Consider the following 22,705-nt stretch of genomic DNA (forward strand, 5'->3'; position numbering starts at 1 on the left):
TGCGGGAGCCGGATTTGAACCGACGACCTTCGGGTTATGAGCCCGACGAGCTACCAGACTGCTCCATCCCGCGTCTGTGTGGCGGCATTCTACAGAGGATCGAGCCGCTGTCAACCCCCGCGTCACAAAAACCTGTTCCGCTTCAAGCGCTTAGCCTTGCGTGTGGGCATTGTGACAGCGCTGTGACGCAGGCCTGGCAAGGGCTGAGGCTCTATTGGAGGGAGCTTTGCGATTGAAGAAGTAAATTTGTGTAGGCGTTTTCGAAGTCCCACGAAGGATCTTTCAAACTACTGGTGCTATATACAGGTACCGATGCGATACTGGTGGCCCGATTCGTCCCAAACCCTGTTCTTCTATGACGCAACGTAAAATCATCCATGTCGACTGTGACTGTTTCTATGCCGCTATCGAGATGCGCGATGATCCGCGGCTGGCCGGCAAGCCCATGGCGGTGGGGGGCTCGGCGGATCGGCGGGGGGTGATTGCCACTTGCAACTACGAAGCGCGGGCCTACGGCGTGCGCTCGGCCATGTCTTCCGGCCACGCCTTGAAGCTCTGTCCGGACCTCACCATCGTCAAGCCACGGATGGAGGCCTATCGGGAAGCGTCGAAGGAAATTCATACGATTTTCAGCGATTACACCGACCTGATCGAGCCGCTGTCCCTGGACGAGGCCTACCTCGACGTCTCTGCCAGTGCCCATTTCGGCGGCAGCGCCACCCGCATTGCCCAGGACATTCGCCGACGCGTTTCCAACCAGTTGCACATCACCGTGTCCGCCGGCGTCGCGCCGAACAAGTTCCTGGCCAAGATCGCCAGTGACTGGAAAAAGCCCAACGGATTGTTCGTCATCACCCCGGACCAGGTCGAGGACTTTGTCTCGGCCCTGCCGGTCAGCAAGCTCCACGGTGTAGGCAAGGTCACCGCCGAGAAGCTGAACCGGCTTGGTATCGTCGATTGCCTGCAATTGCGTCAATGGGACAAGCTGGCGCTGGTGCGCGAATTCGGCAGTTTCGGTGAGCGGCTCTGGAGCCTGGCCCGTGGGATCGATGAGCGTCTGGTGCACAACGACAGCCGACGGCAGTCCATCAGTGTGGAAAACACCTACGACGTCGACTTGCCCGACCTGGTGAGTTGTCTCGACAAACTGCCGGAACTGATGGAAACCCTCAAAGGGCGCATGGCGCGGATCGACAGCAGTTATCGACCGGGCAAGCCGTTCGTCAAAGTGAAGTTCCACGACTTCACCCAGACCACGCTGGAACAGGCCGGGGCAGGGCGGGACCTGGGCAGTTATCAGTTGCTGTTGACCCAGGCGTTCAACCGGGGCGGCAAGCCGGTGCGGTTATTGGGAATCGGGGTGCGGCTGGAGGATTTGCGGGGAGGGTTCGAGCAGTTGGAGTTGTTCGAGCGGTGAGACTGCTTGGCTGAATGCCTTGTCTTGCTCTTGTGGCGAGGGAGCTTGCTCCCGCTGGGGCTGTAGGAGCTGCCGAAGGCTGCGATCTTTTGATCTTTCGCTTGAGGCTCAAGTGTCCGGGGAAAGATCGCAGCCTCGCTTCGCTCGACAGCTCCTACAGGTCCAGTGGGAGCAAAGGGGATTTCAGTGAGCCCCCGGATCCGCCACCAACCGCCCGCCATCCTTGGTCAGGGCTTTCATGAACTCGGTCTGCAACTCCGGATCGTTGCGCGTCAGTTCGATCAGGCTCTGTTCCAGTTCGCTGGCCTCTTCTTCAAGTCCCAGCTCCGACAGGCGCTTGACCCGATGAACCCACTGGCTCACCTCGTCGTCTTCCAGGTCGTCGTAGATCAGCGCATGAGCTTCCACCAGTTTGCTGCGCAAGGTACTGCTGATGCTCAGGGATGAGTCGGTGTGCACTTCGTCCTGGGCATCCGTCACGCTGATCTGCAATTTGCCGAACTGGCTCAGGTCCTGCTCGGCGAACGGGCTTTCCAGCAGGTTCAAGCGCAGCACGCCATTACGGTCAGTGCTCAGCTCGAAAGTCTGCCGGGCGGCCTTGACCTCCACCGGGCGTTCGCTCCAGGGCAGGCTCGAGTGTTCCGTGCGCTTGTCGCGCTGGACTTCGTCGATGCCTGCCAGGTTCTGCTGGGCACGGCCGTGGGAGGGGACGTTCATGAACGGGTTGAGCCCGGCGAAACCGTAGCTGATCCAGTCACGGGTCGCCGTGTCCGGCAGGTTGCCGAGGGCGAACACATTGACCACGTTCGCACCGACACCGGCCACCACGGCCACCGCGCCCAGGGGGATCTCGTAGATCTCCCGCCAGGGTTGGTACGGTGTGTAGCGGTCGTAATGGCGGGTAACCTCGAACTCGGTGACTTCGAAGGTTTTCTGCTCATTGATGCGCACCCGACGCTGCGGCAGGTCGAGCACCTTGGGTTCGCCCACGTCGATTTGCAGGCTGTGGTCGAGCAATTTGCGCTCGACCCGCTCTTCGTGCTCGCTGCGTTGTGACATTTGGTTGGCACAGCCGCTGACCAGCAGGGCGCCGCACAGGGCGGCGCCACCGAGGCCTAAGGTGTTTCGCTTGAACATGACGTCTCTATCTGGTGTCAGCGGCGGATACGGGCCTGGAGGAACGACAGCACGTCGGCGACCGGCAGCGCTTGCGGCTCGGCTTCGGTGCGGCTCTTGTATTCCAGGTTGCCTTCGGCCAGGCCACGATCACTGACGACGATCCGGTGAGGGATGCCGATCAGTTCCATGTCCGCGAACTTGATGCCGGGGCTGGTTTTCTTGTCACGGTCGTCCAGCAGCACTTCGAAGCCGGCGGCCGTCAGTTCGGCGTAGAGCTTGTCGGTGGCTTCACGCACCAGGTCGGTTTCATAGCGCAGCGGCACCAGGGCCACCTGGAACGGCGCCAGCGTGTCGCTCCAGATGATGCCTTTGTCGTCGTTGTTCTGCTCGATGGCGGCGGCCACCACGCGGGAAACACCGATGCCGTAGCAACCCATTTCCAGGGTGACCGGCTTGCCGTTCTCGCCCAGCACTTCGCACTTCATCGCCTTGCTGTACTTGTTGCCCAGCTGGAAGATGTGCCCGACTTCGATGCCCCGCTTGATTTCCAGGGTGCCCTTGCCATCGGGGCTCGGGTCGCCGGTCACGACGTTGCGCAGGTCCGCGACGGTCGGAACCGGCAGGTCGCGTTCCCAGTTCACGCCGAAGTAGTGCTTGTCGTCGATGTTGGCGCCGATGGCGAAGTCGCTCATCAATGCTACCGAACGGTCGATGATGATCGGCAGTGGCAGGTTCAATGGGCCGAGGGAGCCGGCACCGGCGCCAATGGCGTCGCGCAGGTCGGCTTCGGTGGCCATGACCAGCGGGCTGGCGACGCCTGGCTGGTTGGCGGCCTTGATTTCATTCAGTTCGTGGTCGCCACGGACGATCAGGGCAATCAGCTTGCCGGCTTCTTCCGCCCGCACGATCAGGGTCTTGATGGTGCGCTCGATCGGCAGGTTGTAGCCTTCCACCAACTGGGCAATGGTCTTGGCGTTCGGCGTGTCCACCAGGCGCAGCTCTTCGGTCGGTGCGGCGCGGGACGTTTCCCGAGGCACGGCTTCGGCCTTCTCGATGTTCGCGGCGTAGTCGGAGCCGTTGCTGAAGACGATGTCGTCTTCGCCGGACTCGGCCAGTACGTGGAACTCGTGGGAACCTGCACCACCGATGGAACCGTTGTCGGCTTCAACCGGACGGAATTTCAGGCCCAGGCGGGTGAACACGTTGCAATACGCCTGGTGCATGCGGTCATAGGTGACCTGCAGCGAAGCCAGGTCGGCATGGAACGAGTAGGCGTCCTTCATGATGAATTCGCGACCGCGCATCAGGCCGAAGCGTGGACGGATCTCGTCACGGAACTTGGTCTGGATCTGGTACAGGTTGATCGGCAGCTGCTTGTAGCTGCTCAACTCGTTGCGCATCAGGTCGGTGATCACTTCTTCGTGGGTCGGGCCTGCACAGAAGTCGCGACCGTGACGGTCTTTGATGCGCAGCAGCTCAGGGCCGTATTCTTCCCAGCGCCCCGATTCCTGCCACAGCTCGGCCGGTTGGGTGCCCGGCATCAATACTTCCAGGGCGCCAGCGGCGTCCATCTCTTCACGAACGATGGCTTCCACCTTGCGCATGACTCGCAGGCCCATCGGCAGCCAGGTGTACAGACCCGAGGCGAGTTTGCGGATCATGCCGGCACGCAGCATCAACTGATGGCTGATCACGACGGCGTCGGAAGGCGTTTCTTTCTGTGTGGCGAGCAAATATTGACTGGTGCGCATGGTTGGCCGTTGTCGGTTGCTGATGACGAGAAGTGACGGAGCATTGTACGGGCGAGATGCCCTGGCGTACAGGCGCGTGGCCGGTCGCCAGGTGCGTACGCCGGTTTCCCCGGCGTTTGCTGAAGTTTCCTACGACTCTTCCGCGGGCCGGGTGGGCGCCGGTTCCTCGGTGGGTGTCGAATCCTGGCGACGGTTCTCCTGGAACCAGTGCAAGGCGATCAGCAGCAGGGTTGGCACGCCCAGCAGGGCGGTGATCAGGAAGAAATTGTGGTAGCCGAACTTTTCCACCATCACCCCTGAGTAACCACCGATCAAGCGCGGCAGCAACAGCATGATCGAGCTGAGCAGGGCGTATTGGGTGGCGGAGAATTTCAGGTTGGTGAGGCTCGACAGGTAGGCGACGAACGCCGAAGTGGCCAGGCCGGAACTGAAGTTGTCCAGGGAGATGGTGACAATCAACATCTTCAGGTTGGCGCCCATGTCGGTCAGCATCAGGAAGAGGATGTTGGTGGCGGCCGAGGCGACCCCGCCGATGAACAGGATGGGCAGGATGCCGAAACGTACGATCAGCAGGCCGCCCATGCCGGCGCCGACGAGGGTCATGATCAGCCCGAAAATCTTGCTGACGCTGGCGATCTGGTCCTTGGTGAACCCTTGGTCGATGTAGAACACGTTGGCCATGACGCCCATGACCGTGTCGGACATCCGATAGGTTGCGATCAGTCCGAGCAGCAGTAGGGCCTGCCAGCGATAACGCAGGATGAAATCGTTGATCGGCGTCAGAACCGGCGCCAGTCCGCGCCGACCCATGGCCGACAGGCACAGGGCGGTCAGGATGGTATAGAGGATGGCTCGCAGGAAGGCGCGGTCTTCGAGCAGCAGGTCGAGCAGGCTGACGCCCTCGAACAGCACGCTGGCGAAGTCGGTGTTGAACAGCTGGGTGAACATCGCCGGGACGGAGACCAGCAGCACGATCAGCACGAATACCGACGCCAACTGATGAACGAACGTGTAGCGTCCGGCCTGCAATTGGGTACGCAGCGGCACCGGCGGCTCGCGCATGAACAGCGAGGTGAGGAGCGCCGGGACCATCAGCACGCCGAACAACAGGTAAGTACCGGCCCATGCCGAATGTTTGTAGTTGAAACCGGTGGAGCCAAAGCCTTCGGCGAAGAACAGGGCTCCGGCGGTGGCCAGTAGCGCGGCGATGCGGTAACCGGACATGTAGCTGGCGGCGAGGGCGGCCTGGCGGGTGTCGTCGGCGATCTCCAGGCGATAGGCGTCGACGGCGATGTCCTGCGTCGCGGAGGCGAAGGCCACGATCACGGCGATGGCGATCAACCATGACAGGTGTTTTTGTGGATCACAGAAACCCATGCCGATCAGGCCGAGGATCACCAAAGCCTGGGAGAGCACCAGCCATGAGCGACGGCGCCCCAGTTTGCCCAGCAGTGGCAGGCGCCATTGGTCGAGCAGTGGCGACCAGACCCATTTAAAAGCGTATGCCAGGCCGATCAGGCTCGCGTAGCCGATGGTTTCGCGGGCCACGCCGGCTTCGCGCAACCAGACTGAAAGCGTGGAAAACACCAGCATGTATGGCAAGCCGGCGGCGAAGCCAAGCAGCAACAGCACGAGCGTTGAGGGACTGGCATAGGCGGCGAGGGCGGCGCGCCAGGTTTTACGGGGCATGGGCTGGAGTCTGCCTCAAAAATTGCGAAAACAAAGCGCGCACTCTAACCGCTGTGCTCTACCGGGCGCCAGCCATGGCGCTGAATATCAACACGATTGTTCAGGACACTGATGCCTTCCATGCGCAGGCGTGCGCGCTGTTCGTCCCCTGAGGCGCTGCCCGCCGGCAGGCTGATCCGACCACCGGCACCCAATACCCGGTGCCAGGGCAGCTTGGTGTCGTTTGGCAACTGGCTGAGACTTCGCCCGACCCAGCGTGCCGCACGTCCCAGGCCGGCCATTTCGGCGAGTTGGCCATAGGTGACGACTTTGCCCGCCGGCACTTGGGCCAGGGTCAGGTAAAGGGTCGTGCGGCGGACTTGGGCGGCGTTCTCGGTATCCGCGGGTGTGTCAGTCACGTAAAGGGTTCCTGGATGGGATGGCCGTCCGTAGATTAATTCCTACAAGGCTGGTTGAGAAATGAACTCATCATCTATATGCAGGTCAGTCGTTGCTGAGGTGTCATCCTGGGGGATAATGCCGCCTTTTCACTGAAAACTTGAGCCCATTATCGCTTATGTTGTCTAGAACCCTGTTGTGCCTAGCTGTTACCAGCGCCTCCATGCCCTTGCTTGCCGATACCGTCTGGTTGAAGAACGGTGACAAGCTGACCGGTAAAATCACCGTTTTCGATGGCGGCAAGTTGCTGATCCAGACTGATTACGCCGGTGCGATCCCCATTGACTGGAAGCAGGTCAAGACCCTCGAAAGCGACCAGCAATTGCTGGTCAAGCAAGATGCCTACACCGGCGAGAAGGCCAAGGCGCTGCAGGCGGCCGAGGACGGCAAGGTCACCCTGGCCAACGGTGATGCGCCCAAGACCGTCGAACTGGCCAGTATCCAGCAGATCCTCAAGCCCAAGCCGGTGGTCGAGGACCTGGTGTGGAAAGGCAATATCGATGCCGCGCTGGATTATCAGCGGGCGGAAAACGATACCGATGATTACGACATCGACTTCAAGACTTCGGCGCGCCATGGCAGATGGCGACACACCGCCGAAGGCGAATACAACCGTGAATTCCAGGATGACGTGGTTTCCGCTGACAACTGGCGCCTGGAGTATTCCCTCGACCGGTTCCTGACGGATAAATGGTTCTGGCAAGGTCGCCTGAACTACAAGCGTGACAAAGTCGAAGACCTGGCCCGCCAGCGCGTCGTGGGTACCGGTCCGGGCTACCAGTTCTGGGATGACGAGCTGGGAGCCTTCTCCCTGGGCTCGCTGCTCAACCGCACCGATTATGAGTACCGCGACGGCGGCAAGGACAACTTCTATTCCGTGGCCATGAAGTGGGACTACAACCGCTACCTGATCGGCAAGCGCGTCGAGTTCTTCACCAACGGCGAAGTGGGCAAACCCCTGTCCGACGTGGCGGATTACGCCTACGACGCTGAAGTGGGGCTGCGCTACAAGGTCACTGACTGGGCTTCGCTCAATCTCAAGGCTGAGAAAGATGTCATCGAGGGCACTGAAGACAGTGACTTGAGCAAGACGCGGTACACGGCTGGCTTCGGCGTGACCTGGTAATTCGGGCTCACCACTCACACACACACCTGTGGGAGCGAGCTTGCTCGCGATAGCGGTCTGTCAGCCAACGTTGATGTTGCTGATCCACCGTTATCGCGAGCAAGCTCGCTCCCACAGTTTTTTGTGCGCTGGCAAAAACTGACGGGCACAAAAAAGCCCCGCTTTTGAGGGCGGGGCCTTTTACTAAAGCAAGTGCAAGTTAGATAACTTGAACTTCTTCAGCTTGCATGCCTTTCTGACCGCGGGTAGCGATGAAAGAAACCTGTTGGCCTTCTTTCAGGCTTTTGAAGCCGTCGGATTGGATAGCTTTGAAGTGAACGAACAGGTCGTCACCGGATTGTGGGGTGATGAAGCCGAAGCCTTTTTCATCGTTGAACCACTTAACGGTACCGGTTTGGCGATTAGACATGGTGTAACTCCTTGAACAAAGATAACTGCGACTCAGGAAGAACCCTGGCCGAGACTGAGTGCAAAGAGCAGGAAAAATTCTTGTAGATGGTTGGATCGAAATTCAACATATCGTGTAGAGATTCTCAGTGACACAAGCAACACAGTGGCGCCACCTTAACCCTTTTTCCAGAATGTGCCAATGGTCTTTGCGAAGGTTTCTCTTAATTGGTGACTGACGGCGCGGGCGATGGCCGGCAGGACCCGGAAATCAAGGTGGATCGGCGAGATTTGCGTGCCGCGCTTTGAACCCGGCCCCGTGCCCCGGTAAGATGCCGGACGTATTTTTTCCACCTCGCTATTTCAGGAAACCGCCATGAGCATCAAATCGGACAAGTGGATTCGCCGCATGGCGCAAGAGCACGGCATGATCGAGCCCTTCGTCGAGCGCCAGATGCGTGGCGAAGGCGCCGACCGGCTGATCTCCTTCGGTGTCTCCAGCTACGGCTACGACGTGCGCTGCGCCGACGAATTCAAGGTGTTCACCAACATCAATTCGGCCACCGTCGACCCGAAGAACTTCGACGAGAAGAGCTTCGTCGACGTCAAGAGCGACGTTTGCATCATCCCGCCGAACTCCTTCGCCCTGGCCCGCACCGTCGAATACTTCCGCATTCCGCGCAACGTGCTGACCATCTGCCTGGGCAAGAGCACCTACGCCCGTTGCGGCATCATCGTCAACGTCACACCGCTGGAACCCGAGTGGGAAGGCCACGTGACCCTGGAATTCTCCAATACCACGACCCTGCCGGCGAAAATCTACGCCAACGAGGGTGTGGCGCAGATGCTGTTCCTTGAATCCGATGAAGAATGCGAAGTCTCCTACAAGGATCGTGGCGGCAAATACCAGGGCCAGCGTGGCGTGACGCTGCCGCGGACCTGAATCTGACGAGCTGTTTGGAATTCCTGAGCGGGCAGACACTCTATTGCGTGTACTGCCCGTTTTTTTGCGTCAGCGCAGCGGGCCTTCGCTCAGGAGTTGCTCTATGAAGATCGATCCGCGAATCAGTGCCGAACTGGCAAGGCTTGAGCCCAATCAGATCGGCGTCATGGCCTGGTCATTGCTGGCCCATCCTGCCGAAGCGGCAGGCGGCATCCCCGGCCAGCCCGATCCCGATACGCCCAACGAACAGCCTACCGAACCCGGCGAACCCACCCTGCCGGACGAGCCGCCTCCTGCGCCTGTCGCCTGATGAGACGATGGCCCGCCATCGGTAGCGCAGAGCGCTTCAGTTGACGGGCCATATTTCGTTATCGCCGATGACAAAAATCCTGCAATCGCGGTCTTGCTCGACTCGATAACCCCCCGTGAACGCGCCAAAGGCCGGCAGCAGGCTGATCTCGCTGCCCAGCCGAAAGCAAGCCAGGCGCAGGCGTTGCCGGCCTTTGCCGCTCAGGTGGTAGACCGGGTGCACGTGGCCGGCCAACACGTGGCGGCTGGGGTGGGGAGTTGGCTCGTGTTGCACGGCGAAAGGGCCCAGTAGCAACGGCTCCGGTACGACGCGAATGTTCAGCGCTGGAGGTGGGTCGCCGGCGCGTTTGTCGTGGTTGCCACGAATCAGCGTCATGGCCAGGTGCGGATGTCGCTCACGCCAATCGGAAAGTGCCTTCAAGGTGCCGGGCGCATGGGAGCCTGGACCGTGGAGAAAATCTCCGAGAAAGATCAACTGTCGACACGCCAGGTTGGCCAGTAATGCATCCAGCGCCGCGATGTTGCTGGCGGTGGTGCCGTGGGGCACCGGTTGCCCGAGGCGGCGATAAGCGGCGGCTTTGCCGAAATGAACGTCGGCCACCATCAAGGTTTCCTGGGCGGGCCAATACAAGGCTTTTTCCGGGAGCAACCAGAGCGCTTCGCCGGCCAGGCTGACAGGATACGGCGCTGGCATCAGGCGTCACCGCGATCGGCAGTCTTTTCCAGTTCACTGACCATCCGCCGGATGCGGTCGGCGAGTTTTTCCGAACTCATGCTTTCCCGGAACCGCTCCACCAGCAGCGGGAACCCCAGTGGGGTGGGGCGTTTGATCATGTGCAGGTCCAGCTTCAGGGTATTGAGGCGCTGCAAGGTCTGCTCCAGTCGACGGATATCCAATTCTTCACGCAAGACTTCGTCGCCGGCCTGGGCCAGCAACAGATTGTCGGCGTCGTATTGTTTGAACACTTGGAAGAACAACCCGCTGGAGGCCTGGACTTGCCGGGTGCTTTTCGGCGCACCGGGGTAGCCGGCGAAGACCAGTCCGGCGATCCGGGCGATTTCGCGGAAGCGCCGCAGGGCCAGTTCCCCGGCATTCAGGCTCGCGAGCACGTCGGCCAGCAGGTGATCGACGCTCAGCAGGCTCGGGGTCAGGTAGTGCGACCAATCCACTGCCGTGGCGCTGAGCAGTTCCAGGCCGTAGTCATTGACCGCGATGGAAAACGTCAGCGGCTGTTGCCGACTGACGCGCCAGGCCAGCAGGCTGGCCAGGCCCAGATGCACCTGGCGTCCGGAAAACGGGTACAGAAACAGATGCCAGCCTTCCCGGGACTTGAGGGCTTCGGCCAGCAAGGTATGCTGCGTGGGCAAACCGGACCAACGTTGCTGGGTCAACAGCAGGGGCTGCACGGCTTGCATCTCCGGGCCCTCGAAGCGGCCCGCGGCGGCTTCGCTCAAACGGGCCACGACGGCGGCGGCCAGTTCGCTGGAAAGTGGCATGCGCCCGCCGTTCCAGCGTGGCACAGCGGCCTTCTTGGCCTGGCTGCGTCGCACATAGGCGGTCATGTCTTCGACCCGGACCAATTCCAGCAGTCGCCCGGCGAACAGGAAACCGTCGCCGGGTCGCAGGCGAGCGATGAAGCCTTCCTCGACGCTGCCCAGGGTCTTGCCGCCGCCGCCCTTGCTCCAGAACTTCAATTGCAGGCTGGCATCGCTGACGATGGTACCGATGCTCATGCGGTGACGCCGGGCCAGGCGGGCATCGGGCACGCGCCAGACCCCGTGTTCGTCCGGTTCGACCCGTCGGTAATCGGGGTAGGCGGTCAATGACAGGCCGCCGTGGCGCACAAAGGCCAGGGCCCAGGCCCATTCGGCCGGGTTGAGGTCGCGGTAGGCCCAGGCTCCCCGCACCTCCTTGAACAATGCGTCGGGCGCAAAGCCGCCGCCCAGGGCGATGCTCACCAGGTGCTGCACCAGGACATCCAGCGGCTTGTGCGGCGATTCGCGAGGTTCGATGCGCCGCTGGGCCACGGCGTCCTGCGCGGCGGCGGCCTCGATCAACTCCAGGCTATGGGTCGGCACCAGCGTCACCCGTGAGGTCCGCCCGGGTGCGTGGCCAGAGCGCCCGGCCCGTTGCATCAGCCGCGCCACCCCCTTGGCCGAGCCGATCTGCAGCACCCGTTCCACCGGCAGGAAGTCCACCCCCAGGTCCAGGCTGGAGGTGCAGACCACCGCTTTGAGCTGGCCATCCTTCAAGGCCTGTTCCACCCAATCCCGGGTGTCACGCGACAGCGAGCTATGGTGCAGGGCGATCAGCCCGGCCCAGTCGGGTCTCGCCTCAAGAAGCGCCTGATACCAGATTTCCGACTGTGCCCGGGTGTTGGTGAAGACCAGGCAACTGCGGCTGGCGTCGATTTCGGCAACGACCTGGGGCAGCATCTTCAGGCCGATGTGCCCAGCCCACGGGAAACGTTCGAGGGCCGGGGGCAGCAGTGTGTCGACTTGCAGCGCCTTGCTGTTGGCCCCCTGCACACTGATCCCGTTGCCTTGCGGGATCAACACCTGCTCGGCATGGGCTTGGTTACCGAGGGTTGCGGACACGCCCCAGACAATGAGTCCGGGATGCCAGTGCCGCAAGCGCGCCAGGGCCAGTTGCAACTGCACGCCACGTTTGTTGCCGAGCAATTCGTGCCATTCATCCACCACCACCATGCGCAGGGTCGAAACGGCAGCTTGCGCATCGGCCCGGGCGAGCATCAGGGTCAGGCTTTCGGGCGTGGTGATCAGCGCGGTGGGCAGGCGACGGCCCTGGCGGGCGCGCTCGCTGGCGCTGGTGTCGCCCGTGCGCAGACCGACACTCCACGGCACTTGCAGGTCTGCCAGGGGCGCTTCGAGGGCTTTGCCGGTGTCGGCCGCCAATGCGCGCATCGGCGTGATCCACAGGACCGTCAGCGGTTCGGCCGGCGGCTTGCGTTTGCGCGGTTTGTCCGGCGGCGGTGCCGAGCGGGCGAAACGGTTGAGGGCGGCAAACCACACGGCATAGGTCTTGCCGGCACCGGTGCTGGCGTGCAACAGCCCGGACTCCCCCCGCTTGACCGCGGCCCATACCTGCTTCTGAAAGGCAAACGGCTTCCAGCCGCGGGCGCCGAACCACTGGTTTGCGAAGTTGTTGGATGTCCCCATGCCTGCCGCGTGCGCCCTGAAAGTCCTTCTTCAGTGACCACGGCGGGATACGAAAGGTTTTAAAAACCCTGTGGCGCCCCAAAAAAGCTCAAGAATAATTTGCCAGACGCACCGAGGTGATCGACTGAGGGGCAGCTTCGCAGCCCAGCGGGGATAAATCCCCTCGCCACAAGAGCAGTACCTGGCTCCTCAATTCAGGTGTGCCGAGGTTTACTTCAAGTTGCCACTGAGAAACTGCTTGAGTCGTTCGCTCTTGGGGTTGCCCAGTACGTCTTCCGGCGCGCCTTCTTCTTCCACCAGGCCCTGGTGCAGGAACAGCACCTGGTTCGAGACTTTACGGGCGAAGCTCATTTCGTGGGTCACCATGATCATGGTCCGGCCCTCTTCGGCCAGGCCCTGGATCACCTTCAGCACTTCGCCCACCAGCTCCGGGTCCAGGGCCGAAGTGGGTTCGTCGAACAGCATCACCTCCGGCTCCATCGCCAGCGCACGGGCAATGGCCACGCGCTGTTGCTGGCCGCCGGAGAGGAAAGCGGGGTACTGCTCGGCAACCCGTGCCGGCAGGCCGACCTTGTCGAGATAACGGCGCGCACGGTCGTCGGCTTCCTGCTTGCTCACACCCAACACCCGGCGCGGCGCCATGGTGATGTTTTCCAGCACGGTCATGTGGCTCCACAGGTTGAAATGCTGGAACACCATGGCCAGGCGCGTGCGGATGCGTTGCAGTTCGTCGGCGTCGGCCACGTGCATGCCGTGGCGGTCCTTGATCATCTGGATCGGCTGGCCGTCCAGGGTCATGGCGCCGTCATTGGGTTGTTCCAGGAAGTTGATACAGCGCAGAAAGGTACTTTTGCCCGAGCCGCTGGCGCCGATCAGGCTGATGACGTCGCCGGTCTTGGCCTTGAGCGAGACGCCCTTGAGTACTTCATGTTCGCCATAGCTTTTATGCAGGCCTTCGATGGTCAGTTTGTACATGGAGCATGCATCCTCAAGGCGAAAGTAGGTAGCCGCTGCGGTAGGCCTCGGTGCCGGCGACATGGGCGATCACCATGCCGGCTGTGGCCATGCGGCGCAGCGAACGGGCGTACAGCAGCCCGGCGTTACGGCAATGAACGGGGGTGACGGTGTCGTTGACCGGGTCGATGACTTCCGCGATCAGTTGCCCCGCCTCCAGGTATTCGCCGGGCAGGGCGCTGTAGACCAGCAACCCGCCCACGGGCGTGGCCACCGGCTCGACCGCGGCCAGCGGCGTGGCCGGGTAGGGCAGTTCGGGCATGGGCATCGGTTCGCCGTCGATGGCGCCGAAGCGGATCAGGTATTCGATCAAGGCCTGGCAGTCGAGGCTTGCCAGGCCATGGTTGACGTCACCCTGGCCACGCAACTCCACGGTCACCGAAAAGCTGCCCAGGGGAATCTCGAAGCGTTCGCCGAAGCGTTCCTTGAGTTGCCACCAGAGCAGGGTGAAGCATTCGTCGAACGACTGGCCCCCCGAATCGGTCGCCAGCAAGCTGGCTTCGGCACCGATGTAGCGGGCCAGTGGCTCGACCTGCGGCCAGGCTTCGGGCGTGGTGTAGAGGTGGGCCACGGCTTCGAAGTCGCAATGCAGGTCCAGCACCATGTCGGCGTCGCAGGCCAGCCGTTGCAGGGCCAGGCGCAGGGATTGCAATTGCGTGCCTGGGGTCTGCCGGGCGAGGACATCGTGCAGGCTGGTGCGGATCAGCATCAGGTTGTGCTGTGGATCGTCGGTGAGCAGCTCTTCGATCTCATTGCCGATTTCTTCGCTCAGGTCGAGGAAGCGGCGGTTGAAGTTCTGCCCGCTTTCGGTTTCGTAGCGCCCCAGGGGCACGTCCATCAGCACCTGTTCGAGGCCGATGGGGTTGGCGACCGGCACCAGCACGATCTCGTGGCGCAGGTGGCCCGACGCTTCGAGCTCGGCCAGGCGTTGCTTGAGGTGCCAGGCGACCAGCATGCCCGGCAATTCATCGGCGTGCAGGGACGACTGGATATAGATTTTGCCGACGGCTTTTTCCGGGCCGAAGTGGAAGCTGTGGATTTTGCGTGCTGTCCCCGGTACCGGGGACAGCAGGTCATGGATCTGGTGGCGCATGTGCGTGTGTGTCCTGGAACAAAAGCCCTAGTGGGTCGGCCCGAGGAAGGCCAGCCAGCGGCGTTCGGCGAGGCGGAAGAGGCCCACCAGCGCAAAGGTGACGGTCAGGTAGATCAACGCGGCGATCCCGAACGACTGGAACGTCAGGAACGTCGCCGAGTTGGCATCCCGGGCGACTTTCAGCACGTCTGGAACGGTAGCGGTGAACGCCACGGTCGTCGAGTGCAGCATCAAGATGACTTCGTTGCTGTAGTACGGCAGCGAGCGGCGCAACGCCGACGGCATGATCACGTAGGCGTACAGTTTCCAGCCGGTCAGGCCGTAGGCCTTGGCCGCTTCCACTTCGCCATGGTTCATGCTGCGAATCGCCCCGGCGAAAATTTCCGTGGTGTAGGCGCAGGTGTTCAAGGCGAAGGCCAGGATCGTGCAGTTCATCGCGTCGCGAAAGAAACTGTCGAGCAGGGGCTGGGCACGTACCGCCGCGATGCTGTAGATGCCGGTGTAGCAGATCAGCAACTGGATGTAGAGCGGCGTGCCCCGGAACAGGTAAGTGTAGAACTGCACGGGCCAGCGTACGTAGAACTTGGGCGAAACCCGGGCGATGGACAGCGGGATCGACACCACGAAGCCGATCAGCAGCGAGGCGCTGAGCAGCCACAGGGTCATGGCCAGGCCGGTGATGTTGACGCCGTCGCTGTACAGGAATGGCCGCCAGTATTCTTGCAGGAGTTCGATCATCGCACCGCCTCCCGGGCTCCGGCGGCGTAGCGGCGTTCAAGCCAGCGCAGGATGAAATTGGACGCGCTGGTGATCAGCAGATAAATCAGCGCCGCCAGCACCAGGAAGTAGAACAGCTGGTAGGTGCTCTTGCCCGCATCCTGGGCCGCCTTGACCAGGTCGGCCAGACCGATGATCGACACCAGCGCGGTGGCTTTGAGCATCACCATCCAGTTGTTGCCGATACCCGGCAGGGCAAAGCGCATCATTTGCGGGAACACCACGAAGCGAAAGCGTTGGCCACGTTTGAGGCCATAGGCCGTGGCGGCTTCGACCTGGCCCCGGGGGACCGCGAGGATCGCGCCGCGAAAGGTTTCGGTGAAGTACGCGCCATAGATGAAGCCCAGGGTAATCACCCCGGCGCCGAATGGGTCGATCTCGATGTATTCCCATTCCATGAAGTCGGTGAACGAAGTCAGCCATGTTTGCAGGCTGTAGAAGATCAGGAGCATCAGCACCAGGTCCGGCACGCCGCGGATCAGCGTGGTGTAGAGCTGGGCAGGGATTCGCAGCAGTTTGACGCGGGACAGCTTGGCACTGGCGCCCAGCAGGCCGAGCAAGACGCTCAACAACAAGGACAGGGCCGACAGCTTGATGGTCATCCAGGTGCCTTGCATCAGCAGCGGGCCGAAGCCCTGCAGGCTGAAGGCGGAGAGCCCCAGATTTTGTAGGAGTTGTTCGAACATGAAAGAGGCCTTTGGCAGGAAAAAAGCGCCCATCCGAGACCGGATGGGCGCCGCGCATTATTTGCCGCTGTACAGATTCAGATCGCCAAAGTGTTTTTTCTGGATTTCGGCGTACTTGCCGTCGTCGTGTAACGCTTTGATACCTTTATCCAAAAGGGCCTTCAGGTCTTTGTTACCTTTCTTGATACCGATGGCGGTCTTGGAGGGCAGCAATTCGCTGTCCACCGGCTTGCTGACTTCATAACCTTCGCCTTTTGGCGATTTCAGGAAGCCCAGCTCCGCCTGGAGCATGTCCTGGATCGCCGCGTCGAGGCGGCCGGAGGTCAGGTCGGCGTAGACCTGGTCCTGGTTCTGGTAGGCCTGGGTCTTGACGCCGGCCTTGTCCAGCACGGCCTTGGCGTAGGCTTCCTGGATGGTGCCTTGCTCGTAGCCGACGGTCTTGCCTTTGAGCGAGGCAACGTCTTCGCTCAGGCCCGAGCCTTTCTTGAAGACATAGGCCGTTGGGCCGGAGAACAGCTCGCTGGAGAAGTCGATGGCTTTTTCGCGGGCCGGGGTCACGGTCATGGAGGAGATCACGCCGTCGAATTTATTGGCCTTCAGGCCCGGGATCATGCCGTCGAAATCGCTTTCGACCCATTTGCATTTGACCTTCAGCTCTGCGCAGATCGCATTGCCCAGGTCGATGTCGAAACCGACCAGGCTGCCGTCGGCGGCCTTGGACTCGAACGGGGCGTAGGAAGGGTCGACACCAAAACGCAGTTCCTTGTATTCCTTGGCTGTGGCGACGCCAGCGGCCATGCACAACGCCAGTGCAGAAAGGGTCAGCAGTGCTTTTTTCATTATTGAGTCCCTAAAACCAATTTGAGCGCTTGTGGCGCATAAGATTGTTACCGGTGAAGGTCTGAACGGTATGACGGCATAAAGGTAGCAATTTCCGAACCATAGTGCCGAACAAGTGTTTTAAAAGCACGGGCGGCAGGAGACGGAACGCAATGGTGCGCGAGGATGAGCGTACATCAAAAAGCGCACCGGGATGGAGCGCGCGTTGCCGGGAATATACTGCTTGGGAGGATAATCCGTGGGGGAACTTGTCCCTGTGGCGAGGGGATTTATCCCCGTTGGACTGCGCAGCAGTCCCCAAGGGGTATATCTGATCAGTCTGATAGACCGGGCTATAGGTTGGAGGGGCTGCTGCGCAGCCCAGCGGGGATAAATCCCCTCGCCACAAGGGTGGTCAGCCTTTCGTTGACTAACTCCGGAACCGGCAGGAGGATTTTATTTCAGCAGATCCTGCAGCGTCGCCAACGTGTCGGCTTCATCGACGCCCTTGTCCTGGCGCCAGCGCAGCATCCGTGGAAACCGCACGGCGATCCCGCTCTTGTGGCGCTTGGACAGGGCGATGCCTTCGAAGCCCAGTTCGAACACCAGGGTGGGGGTGACGCTGCTCACCGGGCCGAACTTCTCAACGGTGGTCTTGCGCACGATACTGTCGACCTGGCGCATTTCTGCATCGGTCAGCCCCGAATAGGCCTTGGCGAATGGCACCAGGGTGCGCTCGCGAGTGTCTGGCGGGCTGTCCCACACGGCGAAGGTATAGTCGCTGTAGAGGCTGGCGCGCCGGCCATGGCCGCGCTGGGCGTAGATCAGCACCGCGTCGACGCTGAACGGGTCGATCTTCCATTTCCACCACACGCCCATGTCCTTGGTGCGACCGACGCCGTACAGCGCGTTGCGGGCCTTGAGCATCATGCCCTCGACACCGAGGCTGCGAGACGCTTCGCGCTGCCGGGCGAGGTCCAGCCAGTCCTGCCCGGTTATGATCGGCGAGGGCAACAGCACCGGGCTGTGGATGCGGCCGATCAGTGCTTCCAATTGTTCGCGGCGCTCGGCCTGGGGGCGGCTGCGCCAATCCTCGCCTTGCCATTCCAACAGGTCGTAGGCCATCACCGCGACGGGGGCGTCGTCGAGGATTTTCTTGCCCAGGGACTTGCGACCGATGCGCTGTTGCAACAGGGCGAAGGGTTGCACCGCCGGCTGCAACGGTGCGTCCGGGTCGAAGGCGTCTTCGGTAACCGACGGGGGGGCTTTCCAGACCACAATTTCACCGTCGATCACCGTGCCGTCAGGCAACGCCTGGGCCAGCGAATGCAATTCCGGAAATCGTTCAGTGACCAAGTCCTCGCCTCGCGACCAGACCCACAAATGGCCGTCGCGCTTGATCACCTGGGATCGGATGCCGTCCCATTTCCATTCCACCTGCCAGTCGCTGGCCGGCCCCAGCAGCGCGTCGAATTGCTCCACTGGCGCTGACAACCCATGGGCCAGGAAAAACGGATAAGGCTGGCCGCCGCGCTGGGCATGTTCATCGTCGGACTCCGCTGCGATCAGTTTGAGGTAGCTGGCGGCCGTGGGACGATGGGACAGGTCGGTGTAGCCCACCAGGCGCTGGGCCACCCGTTTGCTGTCCAGTCCGGCCATGGCCGCCAGGGCCCGGGTCACCAGGAGTTTGGATACACCCACCCGGAAACTGCCGGTGATGAGTTTGATGCAAAGCATCAGGCTCGGCCGGTCGAGCTGCGCCCACAGCGCCGGAAGTCGTTCAGCCAGGACGTCGGGCGACTCACCACGCAACGGCAGCAGTTTCTCTTCGATCCACAACGCCAGGCCTTCATCGGAGCGGTGGGGCGACTCGGGTAATACCAGCGAAATGGTTTCGGCCAGGTCGCCCACGGCCTGATAACTTTCTTCGAACAGCCAGAGCGACAACCCGGATACCCGGACCGCCAACTCCCGCAGGATTTTTACCGGCACCAGTTGCCGTGGACGCCCGCCGGAAAGGAAATACACGGCCCACGCCGCGTCCTGGGGCGGGGCTTTGCTGAAATAGTCCTGCATGGCGGTGAGCTTGGCATTGCTGGAGGTGGTGGCGTCCAGTTCGGCGTACAACTCGGCGAAGGCTTTCATGGCGCCTCCTCACCGCTGTCGGTGGCCGTAGCGAGGTCTTCTTCGTCGTCGCCGTATTCGGTAGTGAACCCCTGGGCATCGAGGCCTTGCTCGCACAAGTGGCGCACCAGGACGGCGACTGATCCATGGGTGACCATCACCCGTTCGGCGCCGGTCTGTTCGATGGCCCAGAGCAGACCAGGCCAGTCGGCGTGGTCGGACAGCACGAACCCCCGGTCCACGCCGCGCCGCCGACGCGTACCACGCAGGCGCATCCAGCCGCTGGCGAAGGCGTCGCTGTAGTCGCCGAAGCGGCGCATCCAACTGCTGCCTCCGGCAGAGGGCGGGGCGATGACCAGGGCCTGGCCCATGATCGGGTCGTTCTTCTTGATATCGCCGGCATAGATCGTTGGCGGCAGATGAACCCCGGCCTCGCGGTAGACCCGGTTCAGCGGCTCCACCGCCCCATGGGCCAGGATCGGGCCGAGGCTTTCATCGATGCCGTGGAGAATCCGCTGGGCCTTGCCGAAGGAATAGCAGAACAACACGCTGGCCCGGCCGACGGCGATATTCCCGCGCCACCACTGGTTGATCTCGTCGAAAATCTGCACCTGGGGTTGCCAACGGTAGATCGGCAGGCCGAAGGTGGATTCGGTGATAAAGGTATGGCATTTCACTGGCTCGAACGGGGTGCAGGTGCCGTCAGGCTCGACTTTGTAATCCCCCGACGCCACCCAGACCTCGCCTTGATATTCCAGCCGTACCTGGGCCGAGCCCAGCACATGGCCGGCGGGGTGAAAGCTCAAGGTCACGCCATGGTGCGACAGGCGTTCGCCGTAGGGCAGCGTTTGCAGGTGGATGTCCTGGCCCAGGCGTGATCGCAGGATGCCTTCGCCGGGTGCCGCTGCCAGGTAGTGTTGGTTGCCACTGCGGGCATGGTCGCCGTGGGCGTGGGTGATGACCGAGCGTTCCACCGCCCTCCATGGGTCGATGTAGAAATCCCCGGGCGGGCAGTACAAGCCTTCGGGGCGGGCAATGACAAGATCCATGCGGTCACCGGAGCGATGGGCTTGTCAGGTAGAGGCGCAGGCGAGGGGGAAGTTCTATCGGGTTTTGATGGCGCAGGATCAGGTGGCTGAATGGACAAATGTGGCGAGGGGATTTATCCCCGTTGGGCTGCGGAGCAGCCCCAAAGCAGCCAACTCGATTTGCCTGACACACCTAGTTGCCTGGTTTCAGGGCTGCTGCGCAGCCCAACGGGGATAAATCCCCTCGCCACAGGGCAGTCTATTTGCCAGGCACCAGGGTCAACCGCGTCTTGCCGTACGCCCGATCGAAGTTTTGCGATTGCAACGGCAGGCTCTGGAACTGCCCCTTGATCCACGGATCGATGCCATTGGCATAGTGCGGGCTGACCGGGTTGCCGGACTGGCCGGCGCCGTCCTGGATCATTAATGGTTCGGGCTGGCCGAAGTCAACGATAAAGCGCATGGCCGGCGCCAGGGTGGTGGTGAAGTCCTGGCCCCAGGCGAACGCCGCCGTGTTGAGCGTGGTGGCGTCGCCACCGGCCGGCAGCGGGCCGCGTACGATCTGGCCGTTGCTGTTCTTCCAGGCGTAGCGATGCAATTGGCCCCATTGCCAGGCCTTGTGGTCGCCGCCCAACTGGCTGTCACCGGCGTTGATGGTGGCGGCCAGGCTGCGGGCGAGGATAACGGCCTTGTCTTCTTTCTGAGGGGTGCGCACATCGTCCCAGAACGGGCTGTCTTCACGCCCCAGCAGATGATCGGCCTGGGCCGAGTAGGACAATTGGCCGTTGGCGACCAGTGCCTGCCAAGCCGGGCTGCTGTCCGGGCCCAGCTCGTCGAGGAAAATCTGCTTCATGCTTTCCTGCAGGAACAGCTCATAGATCGCCGCGTCGGCGGAGGTCGGGCTGAGCCGGCCATCGAATGCCATCAAGCGGGTATAGGCCTCGCGAGCCTTGGCCCGGTCAGCCACTGGCAGGGCTTCGATGGCCTGTTTGAGCGGCTGGGCCATGCCCGGCGCTTCGAAGACTTGCTTGAGCTTGGCCGCGAACGTCGTGCTCTGGTCGTATTGCATGGCGGTCAGGCTGCGGGTGTCGTGCTTGCCTGCGCCGGCCAGTTCGGCCATGCGTTCGCCACGCTCCGGCGAAGCCCAGGAGTTGGACAGTTGCATGCCGTAGCCATGGGGAATGACCCGTTGGTTGGCCGTGCCGAGCCAGCCTTGGGCCGGGTCTTGGTCGTAGGGGTGCAGCATCGGGTCGGCGTAACCGTCCCAATCGTAGCGACCGTCCCAGCCCGGCGACGGCAACAGACCCTCGCCTTCACGGCGGTTCGGGTAGCGACCGGTGACTTGCCAGCCGATATGGCTGGCGTCGGCAAAGACCAGGTTCACGGCCATGGCGCGGATTTCCCGGCTGGCGTCGGACGCTTTCTCGACGTTCTGCGCCCGGGACAGATCGAAGAAGGCGTCCAGGGTCTTGTCGTCGCTGAAGCTCGGTGTCTGCAAGGCCAGGCCAAAGCCGTTGGCCATGGCGAGGCCTTGGGCGCTGTTGAGCAACGGGCCGTGGCGGGTTTCGAACACCGCTTCACGAATCGGCCGCTGGCCTTTGATGAAGTAGGTTTCGTTGCGCACGATCATCGGTTGCCATTTGCCGTTGACCTCATAGGACAGGCCATTGCCCTGGCGGCGGATTTTTTCCAGGAACAGGTCCTGGTTGTCCCCCAGTACGCTGGTCATGCTCCAGGCCACCTTGCCGTTGAACCCGGCCAGGATCATCGGGATGCCCGCCACGGAAACCCCGGCCGCCTGGTATTTGGGCGCACGGATCTGTACCGGGCTCCACAGCCCCGGCATGCCCAGCGGCCCGTGGCTGTCGCTGGCCAACAGGCTCTTGCCGCTGCGGCTGCGTTGTGGCGCGATGGCCCAGTTGCTTGCAGATGCGGCACCCAGCAGATTCAGCCCGGCCAATTGGTGGGTGGCCTTGTTGATTTCGTTCAAGCCCGGGATCTGGCCATTGAGGCGCAGGCCCTGGAGCTTGTCGGCCTCGGCCACAGGCAGTTGTTCGTCCGGATAGGACGGGCTCAGCCAGGCGAGTTTGTCGTTGGTGACGGTCTGGGCCAGCACCAGGTTGGCGATTTCTTCCGGCAGGTTGGCTGACTGGCTGAAATTCAGCAGGCAGAACATCAGCGCCGAATCTTCCGGTTTCCAGTATTCAGGTTTGTAACCGGTGGCGGCCAGGTCCGACGGCAACTTGTCGCGGTAGCGGAACAGATAGGCGTTGACGCCACGGGCATAGACTTCGAAGAAACGCTTGAGCCTTGGTGAAGACGCCTTGTACAGCTCGTCGGCGTTTTTCTTCAGGTTGACGGCGCGCATGTAGCGGTCGACCTCCAGCCGTTCGGCGCCGGACATCTCTGCCAACCGTCCTTGGGCCAGCAGGCGCAGGGTCACCATCTGGGTAATGCGGTCGCTGGCGTGGACGTAGCCGAGGGTGAACAAGGCGTCATGGAAGCTGTTGCTTTCGATCAGCGGCATGCCCGTGGCGTTGCGGCGGACCGAGACGTTCTGCGCCAGCCCCTTGAGCGGCTGCACCCCGGACGTGGGCGGGACCGTGTCCTGGGCATTCCAGGTCTGGCATCCGCTCAAACCGAGCACACTGGCCACCGCGGCGGCAACACCGAGCCGGGGGATAAAGGAAATAGAGGCTGGCGAGGCCATGGCAAAGCTCCTGCGGGAGGGGGTGGCACCAATAAAGGCGCTACGTTAGTGAGCAGGCGGGGGCCGCGCAAGCGGGGGCGAGGGTTATTTGTTGA

19 protein-coding genes and 1 tRNA gene are annotated in these 22,705 nt (G+C 62.1%); 4 read left to right on the forward strand and 16 right to left on the reverse strand.

Features of this window, described 5'->3' with window-relative positions; all coding sequences use genetic code 11:
• Positions 1-73, reverse strand: a tRNA-Met gene (locus BM317_RS16080).
• Between the two features lie 282 nt (positions 74-355).
• Here BM317_RS16080 and dinB point away from each other — a divergent pair.
• Complete coding sequence (dinB, locus tag BM317_RS16085) at positions 356-1,417, forward strand: DNA polymerase IV (RefSeq protein ID WP_072409558.1); 1,062 nt, start codon at positions 356-358, stop codon at positions 1,415-1,417.
• Between the two features lie 183 nt (positions 1,418-1,600).
• Here the strand turns inward: dinB and BM317_RS16090 are convergent, their stop codons facing one another.
• The 4 genes from BM317_RS16090 to BM317_RS16105 all read right to left on the reverse strand — a co-directional run bounded on the left by BM317_RS16090 (position 1,601) and on the right by BM317_RS16105 (position 6,374).
• Positions 1,601-2,554, reverse strand: a complete 954-nt coding sequence (locus tag BM317_RS16090) for a hypothetical protein (RefSeq protein ID WP_092475130.1) — start codon at positions 2,552-2,554, stop codon at positions 1,601-1,603.
• Between the two features lie 17 nt (positions 2,555-2,571).
• A complete protein-coding gene (locus BM317_RS16095; RefSeq protein ID WP_092475133.1) occupies positions 2,572-4,287 on the reverse strand; it encodes a proline--tRNA ligase in 1,716 nt (571 codons plus the stop codon).
• A gap of 129 nt (positions 4,288-4,416) precedes the next feature.
• On the reverse strand, positions 4,417-5,976 hold the full coding sequence (locus tag BM317_RS16100; RefSeq protein ID WP_072409564.1) for an AmpG family muropeptide MFS transporter: 1,560 nt from the start codon (positions 5,974-5,976) through the stop codon (positions 4,417-4,419).
• A 44-nt stretch (positions 5,977-6,020) separates the two neighbouring features.
• Positions 6,021-6,374: an MGMT family protein gene (locus BM317_RS16105; RefSeq protein ID WP_092475136.1), complete on the reverse strand. Its 354-nt coding sequence runs from the start codon at positions 6,372-6,374 to the stop codon at positions 6,021-6,023.
• A 158-nt stretch (positions 6,375-6,532) separates the two neighbouring features.
• Here BM317_RS16105 and BM317_RS16110 point away from each other — a divergent pair, with 158 nt between their 5' ends.
• A complete protein-coding gene (locus tag BM317_RS16110; protein WP_092165938.1) occupies positions 6,533-7,540 on the forward strand; it encodes a DUF481 domain-containing protein in 1,008 nt (335 codons plus the stop codon).
• A 199-nt stretch (positions 7,541-7,739) separates the two neighbouring features.
• Here BM317_RS16110 and BM317_RS16115 read toward each other — a convergent pair whose 3' ends face one another.
• On the reverse strand, positions 7,740-7,949 hold the full coding sequence (locus BM317_RS16115; protein ID WP_002554837.1) for a cold-shock protein: 210 nt from the start codon (positions 7,947-7,949) through the stop codon (positions 7,740-7,742).
• A gap of 354 nt (positions 7,950-8,303) precedes the next feature.
• Here BM317_RS16115 and dcd point away from each other — a divergent pair, with 354 nt between their 5' ends.
• A complete protein-coding gene (dcd, locus tag BM317_RS16120; RefSeq protein ID WP_003184751.1) occupies positions 8,304-8,870 on the forward strand; it encodes a dCTP deaminase in 567 nt (188 codons plus the stop codon).
• A gap of 103 nt (positions 8,871-8,973) precedes the next feature.
• Positions 8,974-9,180 (forward strand): hypothetical protein, encoded by a 207-nt coding sequence (locus BM317_RS16125; protein ID WP_041022879.1) that lies wholly within the window; start codon positions 8,974-8,976, stop codon positions 9,178-9,180.
• Positions 9,181-9,216: 36 nt separating this feature from the next.
• On the opposite strand, the gene pdeM is transcribed toward BM317_RS16125, so the two are convergent.
• The 10 genes from pdeM to BM317_RS16175 form a co-directional block, all read right to left on the reverse strand.
• Positions 9,217-9,873: a ligase-associated DNA damage response endonuclease PdeM gene (pdeM, locus tag BM317_RS16130; RefSeq protein ID WP_092475139.1), complete on the reverse strand. Its 657-nt coding sequence runs from the start codon at positions 9,871-9,873 to the stop codon at positions 9,217-9,219.
• Entirely contained in the window at positions 9,873-12,359 is a 2,487-nt protein-coding gene (locus tag BM317_RS16135; RefSeq protein ID WP_092165942.1) for a ligase-associated DNA damage response DEXH box helicase, read from the reverse strand. The genes pdeM and BM317_RS16135 overlap by 1 nt, the downstream gene beginning before the upstream one ends.
• Before the next feature lie 210 nt (positions 12,360-12,569).
• Positions 12,570-13,334, reverse strand: a complete 765-nt coding sequence (locus BM317_RS16140) for an ABC transporter ATP-binding protein (protein WP_072409574.1) — start codon at positions 13,332-13,334, stop codon at positions 12,570-12,572.
• 13 nt (positions 13,335-13,347) lie between these two features.
• Positions 13,348-14,466 carry a succinylglutamate desuccinylase/aspartoacylase family protein gene (locus BM317_RS16145; protein ID WP_092475143.1) on the reverse strand — a complete coding sequence of 373 codons (1,119 nt, stop codon included), beginning with the start codon at positions 14,464-14,466 and terminating at the stop codon, positions 13,348-13,350.
• A 27-nt stretch (positions 14,467-14,493) separates the two neighbouring features.
• Complete coding sequence (locus BM317_RS16150; RefSeq protein ID WP_092165948.1) at positions 14,494-15,204, reverse strand: ABC transporter permease; 711 nt, start codon at positions 15,202-15,204, stop codon at positions 14,494-14,496.
• Positions 15,201-15,929 carry an ABC transporter permease gene (locus BM317_RS16155; protein WP_060743074.1) on the reverse strand — a complete coding sequence of 243 codons (729 nt, stop codon included), beginning with the start codon at positions 15,927-15,929 and terminating at the stop codon, positions 15,201-15,203. The genes BM317_RS16150 and BM317_RS16155 overlap by 4 nt, the downstream gene beginning before the upstream one ends.
• Before the next feature lie 57 nt (positions 15,930-15,986).
• A complete protein-coding gene (locus tag BM317_RS16160; RefSeq protein ID WP_092165950.1) occupies positions 15,987-16,769 on the reverse strand; it encodes a transporter substrate-binding domain-containing protein in 783 nt (260 codons plus the stop codon).
• 435 nt (positions 16,770-17,204) lie between these two features.
• Positions 17,205-18,893, reverse strand: coding sequence for an ATP-dependent DNA ligase (locus BM317_RS16165; RefSeq protein ID WP_092475146.1), 1,689 nt, complete (start codon positions 18,891-18,893; stop codon positions 17,205-17,207).
• Positions 18,890-19,921: a ligase-associated DNA damage response exonuclease gene (locus BM317_RS16170; RefSeq protein ID WP_092165954.1), complete on the reverse strand. Its 1,032-nt coding sequence runs from the start codon at positions 19,919-19,921 to the stop codon at positions 18,890-18,892. Before BM317_RS16170 ends, BM317_RS16165 begins: the two co-directional genes overlap by 4 nt.
• A gap of 238 nt (positions 19,922-20,159) precedes the next feature.
• Complete coding sequence (locus BM317_RS16175) at positions 20,160-22,610, reverse strand: penicillin acylase family protein (RefSeq protein ID WP_092475149.1); 2,451 nt, start codon at positions 22,608-22,610, stop codon at positions 20,160-20,162.
• Between the last annotated feature and the right edge of the window lie 95 nt (positions 22,611-22,705).

Origin of the sequence: Pseudomonas sp. NFACC24-1 (assembly GCF_900115235.1) — a bacterium.
Lineage (GTDB): Bacteria > Pseudomonadota > Gammaproteobacteria > Pseudomonadales > Pseudomonadaceae > Aquipseudomonas > Aquipseudomonas fluorescens_AA.